This is a genomic window from Streptomyces sp. BA2 (assembly GCF_009769735.1).
Taxonomy (GTDB): Bacteria; Actinomycetota; Actinomycetes; order Streptomycetales; family Streptomycetaceae; genus Streptomyces.
The window spans coordinates 3384789-3396835 of record NZ_WSRO01000002.1 but is presented as its reverse complement, the minus strand read 5'-3'; the positions used below and the strand labels follow the sequence as shown (position 1 = coordinate 3396835).

The 12047-nt window shown below is 70.3% G+C and carries 9 protein-coding genes; 6 read left to right on the top strand and 3 right to left on the bottom strand.

Translation table 11 applies throughout. The features are described 5' to 3' along the window. Nucleotides 1-339: 339 nt before the first annotated feature. The 3 genes from E5671_RS17990 to E5671_RS17980 all read left to right on the top strand — a co-directional run bounded on the left by E5671_RS17990 (nt 340) and on the right by E5671_RS17980 (nt 5158). Nucleotides 340-1311, top strand: a complete 972-nt coding sequence (locus E5671_RS17990) for a ComEA family DNA-binding protein (protein ID WP_336605780.1) — start codon at nt 340-342, stop codon at nt 1309-1311. Continuing rightward, on the top strand, nt 1308-4031 hold the full coding sequence (locus E5671_RS17985) for a ComEC/Rec2 family competence protein (protein ID WP_160504984.1): 2724 nt from the start codon (nt 1308-1310) through the stop codon (nt 4029-4031). The genes E5671_RS17990 and E5671_RS17985 overlap by 4 nt, the downstream gene beginning before the upstream one ends. Before the next feature lie 308 nt (nt 4032-4339). Beyond that, entirely contained in the window at nt 4340-5158 is an 819-nt protein-coding gene (locus tag E5671_RS17980) for a YceI family protein (protein WP_443032649.1), read from the top strand. Nucleotides 5159-5179: 21 nt separating this feature from the next. Here E5671_RS17980 and E5671_RS17975 read toward each other — a convergent pair whose 3' ends face one another. Next, nucleotides 5180-5425 (bottom strand): hypothetical protein, encoded by a 246-nt coding sequence (locus E5671_RS17975; RefSeq protein ID WP_160504983.1) that lies wholly within the window; start codon nt 5423-5425, stop codon nt 5180-5182. Between the two features lie 86 nt (nt 5426-5511). Between E5671_RS17975 and holA the strand changes: the two genes are divergently transcribed. Beyond that, entirely contained in the window at nt 5512-6495 is a 984-nt protein-coding gene (holA, locus tag E5671_RS17970; RefSeq protein WP_160504982.1) for a DNA polymerase III subunit delta, read from the top strand. A gap of 382 nt (nt 6496-6877) precedes the next feature. Here holA and rpsT read toward each other — a convergent pair whose 3' ends face one another. Next, nucleotides 6878-7144 carry a 30S ribosomal protein S20 gene (gene rpsT / locus E5671_RS17965; RefSeq protein WP_160504981.1) on the bottom strand — a complete coding sequence of 89 codons (267 nt, stop codon included), beginning with the start codon at nt 7142-7144 and terminating at the stop codon, nt 6878-6880. 249 nt (nt 7145-7393) lie between these two features. On the opposite strand from rpsT, the gene lepA reads away from it, so the two are divergent. Both lepA and E5671_RS17955 read left to right on the top strand, forming a co-directional pair. Next, the gene (gene lepA, locus E5671_RS17960) at nt 7394-9271 is read left to right on the top strand and encodes a translation elongation factor 4 (RefSeq protein ID WP_160504980.1); all 1878 of its coding nucleotides are present in this window, start codon (nt 7394-7396) and stop codon (nt 9269-9271) included. A gap of 249 nt (nt 9272-9520) precedes the next feature. After that, complete coding sequence (locus tag E5671_RS17955) at nt 9521-11410, top strand: AMP-binding protein (RefSeq protein ID WP_160504979.1); 1890 nt, start codon at nt 9521-9523, stop codon at nt 11408-11410. A gap of 44 nt (nt 11411-11454) precedes the next feature. Here the strand turns inward: E5671_RS17955 and E5671_RS17950 are convergent, their stop codons facing one another. Continuing rightward, nucleotides 11455-12042, bottom strand: a complete 588-nt coding sequence (locus E5671_RS17950; protein WP_160504978.1) for a response regulator — start codon at nt 12040-12042, stop codon at nt 11455-11457. Nucleotides 12043-12047 lie beyond the last annotated feature (5 nt).

The following is a 12047-nucleotide window of genomic DNA, read 5'->3' as shown; positions in this document are numbered from 1 at the left end:
GGGCCGCAGGAGCGGGAGCGGGAGCGATCTGAGGCTGTGCGGCGGTCGCAGGCTGGGCCCGAGCCCGAGCCGGAGCCGGAGCCGGAGCCGGAGCCGGAGCCGGAGCCGGAGCCGGAGCCCGAGTCGAGGCGGGGTCCGGGGGACCCGGCTCTGCCTCAGCCGCAGGCCGCCCCGCAGTCGCAGAGGCAGGCCCTGCGGTGGCGCCAGCCGGTGCTGGAGGCCGCGGGGCAGCAGCCGGAGCCGGAACCGCTGCCTCAGCCGCGTGTTACGCGAAGCTCGCGGCCGGCACCGCAGGCAGGGAGGAAGCCTGGTTCGGGGGCGTGGCCGGAGCCGGAGGCCGTGACGGTGCCGCAGGTCGTACGGCAGCCGCAGGCGGAGGGTGTGACGGTGCCGCAGTTGGAGCGGCAGGCGCGGTCGGTGTCGCTGGCGGAGGGCGTCGCCGTGCCGCAGGTCCGGGTGCAGGGGGTGCGGCAGCGGGAGTCAGTGGCGGGGTCTCAGGCTCCTCCGCAGCCGCAGCCGCAGCCGCAGCCGCAGCCGCAGCCTGTGGATGGTGGTGGGGTGGGGGCGCCCTTGCGGGGGCGGGTGGGGCTTGTTGTGCGGGAGCGGTTGCCGTTGTGGCTGCAGCTGCGCTGCGGCCTTGAGCGGCGGAGTCTGGTCGCGCTCCTGGTGGTCCTCGTCCTCGCGGCGGTCTTCGCCACCCAGCACTTCTGGGCAGGGCGGACACAGCCGGTGCGGGCACCGGACGTGGTCGGCGCGGCGCCCGATCGGAACGCGGAGCCGTCTCCGTCGCCGGGAGCCGCGCCTGCTCCAGAGGGCAGGGGCCGGTCGGCGGCCGGCGGGATCGTCGTGGACGTCAGCGGCAAGGTCCGCAGCCCCGGAATCCTGCGGATGCCCGCGGGTTCCAGAGTCGCCGACGCACTGAAGGCCGCGGGTGGAGTCCGCCCCGGCACGGACACGGACGGCCTGAACCGTGCCCGTCTGCTCATCGACGGCGAACAGGTGGTGGTGGGCGCTCCGGTGACGGCAGCACCGGCAGCACCGGCAGCACCGGCAGCACCGGCAGCTCCCGCCGGACCTGGCGCGGGGGCGGCCGCGGGGTCGACGGGCGCGAGCCCAGCCGCCCCGGTCGGCCTCAACACAGCCACCGCCGAGCAGCTCGACGAACTGCCGGGCGTCGGCCCCGTGCTGGCCCAGCACATCATCGACTACCGCACGGAACACGGCGGCTTCCGCTCGGTGGACGAACTGCGCGAGGTCAATGGAATCGGCGACAAACGCTATGCCGACCTGCAGAATCTCGTGCGGCCATGAGGGCGGTGAGCCGGGCGGCCGTCGCGCCGGGGACCCCAGCGGCCCCGGGCCACCCCACCGTTCACGCCCCGCCCGGGCATCGGCCGGGGGACTCCCACCCTCGCCTTGAGGGCCCGCTGGACCTGCGCCTCGTGCCGCCCGCCCTCGCGGCGTGGGGGACCGCGGCCGTGGCGCTGGATGCTCCGCCTCGGTGGGTGATCGCAGCCGTGGTGGCCTGCGTGGCGGTGGCGAGCGCCCTGTTGGTGGCCTGGACGGTGCGGGGGCGACCGGAGGGTGAAGGACGGCGGAGTGCGACAGAGCCGGCCGACGGCTCAAGGCGACGGCAGCCCTGGCGGCGGGTCTCGGTGGCGGCTGTCCTCCTCTGTGCCGCGGCGGGCGCTACCTCCGCGGCACTGCATGGGACAGACCTGCACCGGGGCCCAGTCCCTGGCCTGGCGAGGCAATATGCAGAAGCGGAGGTCGAGTTGGAGGTCACCTCCGACCCCCGGCTGACCCGGCCCCGTGTGACGGGGGCCCACGCCCTGCCGCCCTCCGTCATGTTGGATGCGGAGATCGTCCGGGTCACGTCGACGGATGGGAGTACCTCCGTGACCCGCACCCCGGCCCTGGTCTTCGCCGGGAGCGCCAGCGGGGATGAGGACGAGGGGGATTCCGCCGGTCCCTGGCCCAGGGCCCGTTGGCTCTCGCTCCTGCCCTCCACCAGGCTTCGTGTCCAGGCGCGCCTCGCGCCACCCTTGCCGCGGGGCGACCGCGTCGCTGCGGTGCTTCGGGTGTCCGGAGAGCCGGCGCCGCGGGTGATCGAGGCGCCGTCAGGACCGCAGCGTCTGGCGGGACGGTTGCGGGGCGGGTTGCGGGAGGCCACGGACGGATTGCCGCCCGACGCCCGGGCACTGTTGCCGGGGCTGGTGGTCGGGGACACCTCGCGCGTGCCGCCCGAGCTGGAAGAGGCCTTCAAGGTGACCGACCTGACGCACCTCCTGGCGGTGAGCGGAGCCAACCTCACGATCGTCCTCGCCCTGCTCATCGGCCCGCCCAGCCTCGCCCAGCGCGCTGAACGACGTGGAATCGCCCCACGGTTGGGGATCTCGCTGCGGGCGACGGCGTTGATCGGTGGCGCCCTCACCCTCGGCTTCGTCATCGTCTGCCGGCCGGACCCGAGCGTGCTGCGGGCCGCGGCCTGCGGGCTGATCGCACTGCTGGCCATCGGCACCGGGCGGCGCCGGTCGCTGATCCCGGCCCTGGCCGCCGCCGTACTGCTGCTGGTCCTGTACGACCCGTGGCTTGCCCGGAGCCCCGGCTTTCTGCTCTCCGTCCTCGCCACCGGAGCCCTGCTCACCCTCGCCCCGAGGTGGAGCGCGGCCCTGCAAGGACGCCGGGTTCCTCCGCGCCTGGCCGAGGCGTTGGCCGCCGCGGCTGCCGCGCAGGCGGTGTGCGCTCCGGTCGTCGCCGTCATCGCGGCACGGGTGAGCCTGGTGGCGGTGCCCTGCAACCTCCTCGCGGAGGTGGCCGTCGCGCCTGCCACGGTCCTCGGCTTCGCCACGCTGGCGACGGCGCCGTTGGCGATGCCGGTCGCCAAGGCCTTGGCTTGGGGCGCGAGTTGGCCGGCCGGGTGGATCGCGGACATCGCCCGCACGGGCGCGGCTCTGCCCGGCAGTGGGGTCGACTGGCCCGGCGGTTGGCACGGCGGTCTGCTGCTCGCCCTCGCCACGGTCGGCGTGGTGCTGGTCGGCCGCAGGCTCGTCAGGCACCCCTGGCTCAGCGTGGCCTGCGCCCTGCTGCTCCTCCTGGCGATCGTCCAACCTCCGCCCCTCACCCGGGTGATCGCGGGCTGGCCGCCGCCGGGCTGGCGGTTCGCGATGTGTGACGTGGGCCAGGGGGACGCCACTGTGCTCGCCGCCGGTGACGGGGCGGGGGTGGTCGTCGACGCGGGGCCCGACCCGGTGCTCGTGGACCGCTGTCTGCGTTCGCTCGGCGTGACCCGTGTGCCTCTGGTGCTGTTGACGCATTTCCATGCCGATCATGTGGCGGGCCTGCCGGGCGTACTGCGGGGGCGTTCGGTCGGGGCGATCCAGACGACGGGGTATCAAGAGCCTTCCGAGCAGGCGCGGTTCGTACGGGAGCAGGCGGCCGCCCACGGGATCCAGGTGAGCCACGCCGTGGCGGGGGAGCGGCGGCGTGCGGGTGGCGGCGCCCTCGACTGGCGGGTGCTCTGGCCCACGGCGGACGGTTCGGGCCCGGCGCCGACTCCCGATGGCCCGAACGACGCCAGCGTCACCCTGCTCGTCCGGGCCAAGGGGGTGACCCTGCTCCTGCTCGGTGATCTCGAACCGCCCGCCCAGCGAGCCCTGGCGCGCACCCCGGCGGTGGCGGCGCTGCCACCCGTGGACGTGCTCAAGGTCGCCCACCACGGCTCGGCCTATCAGGACCCCGGGCTCCTGCGGCGGGCCTCGCCTCGCCTCGCTCTCATCTCTTGCGGACGGGACAACTCATACGGACACCCGGCACCCCGCACGGTCGCGGCGTTGAGGGCTGGGGGAGCGGAGGTGCTGCGGACGGATACGAACGGCGCGATCGCGGTCATCGGGCCGACCGGCGGTTCAGTGACCGAGCCGTCAGACGGAGCGGCGCCGACTTTGGAGGTGGCCACCGCCAAAACGCCACTCGGGGTGACCAATTCGGCTACTCGCGACAGTTCAAGTGCTAACGCAGGATTCCAGTGAAGTGGGTTCGTGTTGCATCGAATGCCGCAACGGTGATCGAATGCCTCTTCGTGACAGGAGTTGTCAAGGTGCGCGGGGGTGTGTCGCATATGTTCGGCCGTTGGCTGGGAAACCGTACGAACCGAGCCGGCCGGACGAACCGAGCCGGGCAAGCAGAACAAGTTAGGCAGGCAGGACAAGTCGGGCAGGCAGGGCGAGCCGGGCAGGCAGGACAGGCAGGACGGACAGGATCGGCAGGACGGACAGGACGGACAGGACGAGTGGGTCGGGCAGTACGAGCCGGGCGGGTCGGGGGACCCCTTTCCGCGGTGGCGGTTCCGCCCAGTGCGGGAGTGCTCAGCTGCCGGGTGCTCGACCCCGTCAACGAGCCCGTGCGGCACGCGGAGTTCGCGGTCAGTGACGCCATGGGGCGCAAGGTCGTCGGTGGGGGACTTGATCCGTTCGGTTCGTTCGTCGCGACCGTTCCGGCCGGTGACTACCGCTTGGCGGTCTCGGCGGAAGGGTTCACTCCGTACCGGGCGAACGCCACGGTAGGGGAGAGCGCGCACGCCTCGCTCGGTGACGTCATGCTCCAGATAGCCACGCCCCCGGCGCTGCCCGAGCCCGGTGACTGGGAGATCGATCCCCTGCACTCCTCGGTCGCCTTCACCGCGCGGCACATCGGACTTGCCCGTATTCACGGGCGGTTCAACAGCTTCGCGGGAGCCATACGGCTGGGGGAGCGCATGGAGGACTCCGCGATGCACGTCGTGATCGACGCCGCCTCCATCGACACCGCGGTGAAGATGCGCGACGACCACCTGCGGTCCGGGGACTTCCTCGACGTGGAGCGTTTCCCGACGATGGAGTTCTACAGCGACCGCTTCGTGCACAAGGGCGGTAGCCGCTGGGCGATCACGGGCGGTCTGACGCTGCACGGGGTGACGCGCACGGTGACGCTGGAGACGGAGTACCTCGGGGTGGGGCGCGGCCTTGAGGGGGAGACCCGTGTGGCCTGCCGCGCCTCGACCGAGCTGCATCGCGACGACTTCACGATCAACTGGCAGACGATGCTCGCCCGTGGCATCGCGGCGATCGGACCCAGCATCTCGATCGACCTCGACATCCAGGTCCTGCCCAAGAGCTGACGCCGGGCCCTCGCGGGGGGCCTAGGGAGCTTCGAGCCAGCCCTCGTGCTCAGCCGCCAGTTCGTCCAGCGCCGTGCGGTCCAGGCGCCGCTCGGGGTCTTCGACCACGACCAGCCACTGCGCGTCCTCGGCGTCGTCCTCGCCGGCCAGGGCGTCACGGACGAGTTGGGGCTGCTCGCGCACGCCGAAACGGTCGGGGAGTTCTTCGGCCACTTCCTCCGCGGCATCGCGGTCGGGCAGCACCAGGACATGTCGTACGTCGGTCACCTGGCCATTCTCCGGTACGGGGGGAGCCGCCCGGAAACCGGCCGTACGGGGTGGGCTGTCAGTGCCGCGTGGGATGCTTGACCGCGATGGCCAGGAAGACAGATACCGCCGACCCGCTCGCTCCCCTCACGCTCGCCGTGGGCCAGGAGGACCTCCTCCTCGACCGCGCCGTGCGGCAGGTGGTCGCGGCCGCCCGTGCGTCCGACGCCGACACGGACGTGCGCGACCTCACCTCCGACCAGGTGCAGCCCGGCACGCTCGCCGAGCTGACCAGTCCCTCGCTCTTCGCCGAGCGCAAGGTCGTGGTCGTACGCAACGCGCAGGATCTGTCGGCCGACACCATCAAGGACGTGAAGGCGTATCTCGCGTCGCCGGCCGAGGAGATCACCCTCGTCCTGCTGCACGCGGGCGGCGCCAAGGGCAAGGGACTGCTCGACGCGGCCCGCAAGGCGGGGGCTCGTGAGGTCGCCTGCCCCAAGATGACCAAGGCCTCGGACCGGCTCTCGTTCGTACGGAGCGAGTTCCGCGGCCTGGGCCGTTCGGCCACGCCCGAGGCGTGCCAGGCCCTGGTCGACTCGATCGGCAGCGATCTGCGGGAGCTCGCTTCGGCGGTGTCCCAGCTGGTGGCGGACGTCGAGGGCACGATCGACGAGGCCGTCGTCGGCCGCTATTACACGGGCCGGGCCGAGGCCTCCAGTTTCACCGTGGCCGACCGTGCGGTGGAGGGGCGGGCCGCCGAGGCGCTCGAAGCGTTGCGGTGGTCTTTGTCGACCGGGGTCGCCCCCGTCCTGATCACCAGTGCGTTGGCACAGGCCGTGCGGGCCATCGGGAAGCTGTCCTCTGCGAGGGGCGGGCGGCCGGCGGATCTTGCCCGGGAGCTGGGTATGCCGCCCTGGAAGGTGGACCGGGTCCGCCAGCAGATGCGGGGGTGGACTCCCGACGGGGTGGCGGCGGCTCTGACCGCTGTCGCGGCGGCCGATGCCGGGGTCAAGGGCGGAGGCGACGACCCCGAGTACGCCCTGGAGAAGGCCGTCGTCGCCGTCGCCCGTGCGGCGAGGTCGCGGCGCTGAGCTTGAGCCGTTCACACCCGCCGGTTCGTAATCCGCGGATAGCCCGTGGTTGCTCGCGCAGTTCCCCGCGCCCCTGAGGAAGCGTCCGCCGGTGTTCGTGTGCGGGTAGTCCGTGGTTGCTCGCGCCGTTCCCCGCGCCCCTAGAGGTACGTCCGCTGGTGTTCGTGTGCGGGTAGTCCGTGGTTGCTCGCGCCGTTCCCCGCGCCCCTTACGCCCCCGCCCCTTACGCCCCCGCCCCGGACACAGCAATGCCCCCGGAGTGGGCCGGGGGCATTGTCGCAGCGTGGCGTACTGCGTGGTCTGTCCGCGATTCGAGGTAGAGGGCTCGAATTACCCTCGCGGTGAGGATTGATCAGCGCCCCGGCGAGCCGGGGCAAGGGTTTCAGCCCTGGAGGGTCGCGACCTTCGAAGCAAGCGCCGACTTCTTGTTGGCGGCCTGGTTCTTGTGGATGACGCCCTTGGAGACGGCCTTGTCGAGCTGGCGCGAAGCCTCGCGCGTCGCCTCGACGGCCTTCTGGGTGTCACCAGCGGCAACGGCCTCGCGAGCCCTGCGGATCGCGGTCTTCAGGGAAGACTTGACCGCCTTGTTGCGCTGACGCGCCTTCTCGTTGGTCTTGATCCGCTTGATCTGGGACTTGATGTTCGCCACGAAAGAGCCTTTTCAGGTTCAGGTTCTGCAGAGGTACTGCAGATGAGTTTCTTTGACACGTGCCTCAGTACCGAGAGGGCAAGGAGACACAGCTGCCCAGATTACCAGCCGCCCTCCGAGCGGCCCAATCCGGGCCCGCCCCCCACCCGGACCGGCCCACACCAGGCCCAGTGCCTCACCCATGGGACCATGGAACCTACGTATAGATCCGACCCGAGGCGACAGGCGCCTCAAGAGACAGGACCCTGCGTGCCCGCGACCCCTAAAAATGTGCCCGAGCCGAGCCGTACCGACCCGGCTCTGATCCGTAATTTCTGCATCATCGCGCACATCGACCACGGCAAGTCCACGCTCGCCGACCGGATGCTCCAGCTGACCGGTGTGGTCGAGCAGCGCCAGATGCGCGCCCAGTACCTCGACCGCATGGACATCGAGCGTGAGCGCGGCATCACGATCAAGTCCCAGGCGGTGCGTCTGCCCTGGGCCCCCACGGAGGGCCCGGGCGCCGCGCAGACCAAGACCCACATCCTCAACATGATCGACACCCCGGGTCACGTGGACTTCACGTACGAGGTGTCCCGCTCGCTCGCGGCCTGTGAGGGCACGGTCCTCCTCGTGGACGCGGCGCAGGGCATCGAGGCGCAGACTCTCGCCAACCTCTACCTGGCGATGGAGAACGACCTCAAGATCGTCCCGGTGCTCAACAAGATCGACCTGCCGGCCGCCCAGCCGGAGAAGTTCTCCGAGGAGCTCGCGAACCTCATCGGCTGCGAGCCCGACGACGTGCTGAAGGTCTCCGCGAAGACCGGCATGGGCGTCGAGGCGCTGCTCGACAAGGTCGTCGCCGAGGTTCCGCCGCCGGTCGGCGTCGCCGACGCGCCCGCGCGAGCGATGATCTTCGACTCGGTGTACGACTCGTACCGAGGCGTCGTGACGTACGTACGAGTCGTCGACGGCCAGCTCAACAAGCGTGAGCGGATCCGGATGATGTCCACCGGTGCCACGCACGAGCTGCTCGAGATCGGTGTGTCGTCCCCCGAGATGACCTCGGCCGACGGCATCGGCGTCGGCGAGGTGGGCTACATCATCACCGGCGTGAAGGATGTCCGTCAGTCCAAGGTCGGTGACACGATCACCTCCCTGCACAAGGGCGCGACCGAGGCCCTCGGCGGCTACAAGGACCCGAAGCCGATGGTCTTCTCGGGTCTCTATCCGCTGGACGGCTCGGAGTACCCGGACCTGCGCGAGGCCCTCGACAAGCTGCAGCTCAACGACGCCGCGCTCGTCTACGAGCCCGAGACGTCCGCCGCGCTCGGCTTCGGCTTCCGTGTCGGCTTCCTGGGGCTCCTTCACCTCGACGTGATCCGTGAGCGGCTCGAGCGCGAGTTCGGACTCGACCTCATCGCCACCGCTCCGAACGTGGTCTACCGCGTGGTGATGGAGGACGGCACCGAGCACACGGTCACCAACCCGAGTGAGTTCCCCGAGGGCAAGATCGACGAGGTCTTCGAGCCCGTCGTGCGCGCCACGCTCCTCGCGCCCAGCGAGTTCATCGGCTCGATCATGGAGCTGTGCCAGAACCGGCGCGGCACCCTGCTCGGCATGGACTACCTCTCCGAGGACCGTGTGGAGATCCGCTACACGCTCCCCCTCGCCGAGATCGTCTTCGACTTCTTCGACCAGCTGAAGTCCAAGACGCGCGGTTATGCCTCGCTGGACTACGAGCCCACCGGCGAGCAGTCCGCCCAGCTCGTCAAGGTCGACATCCTGCTGCACGGCGACAAGGTCGACGCCTTCTCGGCCGTCACGCACAAGGACGCGGCGTACGCGTACGGGGTGCGCCTGGTCGCCAAGCTGCGCGAGCTCATCCCGCGCCAGGCCTTCGAGATTCCCGTCCAGGCCGCGATCGGCTCCCGGGTCATCGCCCGCGAGACCATCCGCGCCATCCGCAAGGACGTCCTCGCCAAGTGCTACGGCGGTGACATCTCGCGTAAGCGCAAGCTGCTCGAGAAGCAGAAGGAGGGCAAGAAGCGCATGAAGATGGTCGGCTCCGTCGAGGTGCCGCAGGAAGCCTTCATCGCGGTGCTCTCCAGTGACGACAGCGGTCCTGGCAAGGCGAAGAAGTAGTCACGGCCTCAGCTGCCGCCCCGTCCGGCGCGGGCGTCACACAGGCATCTCAGCGGGTCCGTCGCGCTTTGCGCGGCGGACCCGTTCTTGTATGAAGTGACAGGCAGAAGCCCCTTACGCGCCAGGCTTCCGCGCTCTACTCTGATCACTGCTCGTAGGTTACTCGCAAGTTAAACAAGACCCTCGCACGTTGAACAAGCCCAGCAGCCGCCAGCCAGTCGCCGCATTGTCGCGGGTCCGGAGGATGTCGTGAGCGACACACAGACCTTGATCGAGAACCGTCCGCCGTCCGTGGCCCATCTCTTCCTGGAGCGCGTGGCGGCCACGCCCGACGCCGAGGCCTACCGCTATCCGGTGTCAGCAGCTTCGGGCGAGGGCCCCGACGAGTGGAAGTCGCTGAGCTGGGCACAGGCCGCCGAGCGCGTCTACGCCATCGCGGCGGGCCTGATCGAGCTCGGCCTCGCGCCCGAGGACCGGGTGGCGCTCGCCTCGTCCACGCGGGTCGAGTGGATCATCGCCGACCTCGGCATCCTCTGCGCGGGCGCGGCCACCACCACGGTGTATCCGCAGACCAACGCCGAGGAGGCCACTTACATCCTGGCCGACTCCGACAGCCGGGTCCTGATCGCCGAGAACGCCGAGCAGCTCGCCAAGGCGCGCGAGAAGCGCGCCGAGCTGCCGAAGCTCCGGCACGTCGTGGTGATCGACGCCGAGGGCGCGGGCCCCGCCGACGGCGACCCCGACGGCTGGGTGCTCACCCTCGCCGACCTGGAGGCGCGCGGCGCCGCCCATCTGGAGAAGAACCCGGAGGCGGTCAAGGAGCGCATCGCGGCGATCACCAAGGACCAGCTCGCTACGATCATCTACACCTCCGGCACCACCGGCCGCCCCAAGGGCGTGCGCCTGCCGCAGGACAACTGGTCCTACATGGCGAAGGCGATCGCGGCGACCGGCCTGCTCGGCCCGGACGACGTGCAGTACCTGTGGCTGCCGCTCGCGCACGTCTTCGGCAAGGTCCTGACCTCGGGCCAGATCGAGCTCGGGCACGTCACAGCGGTCGACGGCCGCGTCGACAAGATCATCGAGAACCTTCCGGTGGTGCAGCCGACGTACATGGCCGCCGTGCCGCGCATCTTCGAGAAGGTCTACAACGGGGTCGCGGCCAAGGCCAGGGCCGGCGGCGGCGCCAAGTACAAGATCTTCCTGTGGGCCGCCGAGGTCGCCCGCGAGTACGCGAAGGTCAGCCAGGACAACTTCCGCAGGACCGGCAACGCGTCGGTGCCCTTCGGGCTGCGCGCCAAGCACAAGGCCGCCGACGCGCTCGTCTACTCCAAGCTGCGCGAGGCCTTCGGTGGCCGTCTGCGCGCCGCCGTCTCCGGGTCGGCCGCCCTCGCGCCCGACATCGGCTACTTCTTCGCAGGCGCGGGCATCCACATCCTGGAGGGTTACGGTCTGACGGAGTCCTCCGCGGCCTCCTTCGTCAACCCCGGCGAGGCCTACCGCACCGGCACCGTCGGCAAGCCGCTGCCCGGCACCGAGGTCCGGATCGCGGACGACGGCGAGATCCTGCTGCGCGGCCCCGGCATCATGGAGGGCTACCACGGCCTCCCCGACAAGACGGCCGAGGTCCTGGAGTCCGACGGGTGGTTCCACACCGGGGACATCGGCGAGCTGTCCGCTGACGGCTATCTGCGGATCACCGACCGCAAGAAGGACCTGATCAAGACCTCCGGCGGCAAGTACATCGCGCCCGCCGAGGTCGAGGGCCAGTTCAAGGCCGTCTGCCCCTACGTCTCCAACATCCTGGTGCACGGCGCCGACAAGAACTTCTGCACCGCTCTGATCGCGCTCGACGAGCCGTCCATCCTGGCCTGGGCCAAGGACAACGGCCTCGACGGCAAGAGCTACGCCGACGTGGTCGCCGCCCCGGCGACGGTCGAGCTCGTCGAGGGCTATGTGAAGGAGCTCAACGAAGGCCTCCAGCGCTGGCAGACCGTCAAGAAGTTCAAGCTGCTGCCCCGCGATCTGGACATCGAGCACGGCGAGCTGACGCCCAGTCTGAAGCTGAAGCGACCGGTCGTCGAGCGCGAGTACCAGCACCTGATCGACGAGATGTACGCGGGTTCGCGCGAGGCCTGAGCCTCGACTGCCGTGCGCGGGCGGGGTGATGCCTGACCCATGGGTCAGGCATCACCCCGCCCGCGCCGCATCTCCTTCACCAGCTCCTCCATGTGCGTCACGTGGTGGCGCAGTTCCAGGACGTCCTTGAGGCTGCTGGCGGCCATGTGCGTCTCGATCGCCGAGAGGCGGGCCGCCAGCTCGTCGAACTGCTGCTGCTCGCGCGCCAGGATCTTCTCCAACTGCCGGTTCTTGCGGTGCAGTTCGAGGAATACGGTGACCTTGGCGCGCAGCACCCAGGGGTCGAACGGCTTGGTGAGATAGTCCGCGGCGCCCGTCGCATAGCCCCGGAAGGCGTAGCCCGCGTCGTTGTCGGTGCCCGTCAGGAAGATGATGGGCACGTCCTTGGTCTGGTCGAGTCGTTTGATGTTCGACGCGGTCTCGAAGCCGTCCATCCCCGGCATGCGTACGTCCAGGAGGATCACGGCGAAACGTTGGCGCAGAAGCGCCTTCATCGCCTCCTCGCCCGAACGGGCGCGCACCAGTGGTTCGTTGAGTGACCCCAGGACGGCTTCGAGCGCCATCAGGTTGTCCTCCATGTCATCGACAAGAAGGATGCTCGATCGGTTGTCGGTCATGACCTCTGTGCTCATGGACA

Coding starts and splice junctions, on each gene's coding strand:
- E5671_RS17950 (WP_160504978.1), bottom strand. CDS start 12,042: ATGAGCACAGAGGTCATGACCGACAACCGATCGAGCATCCTTCTTGTC.
- E5671_RS17985 (WP_160504984.1), top strand. CDS start 1,308: ATGAGGGCGGTGAGCCGGGCGGCCGTCGCGCCGGGGACCCCAGCGGCC.
- holA (WP_160504982.1), top strand. CDS start 5,512: ATGGCCAGGAAGACAGATACCGCCGACCCGCTCGCTCCCCTCACGCTC.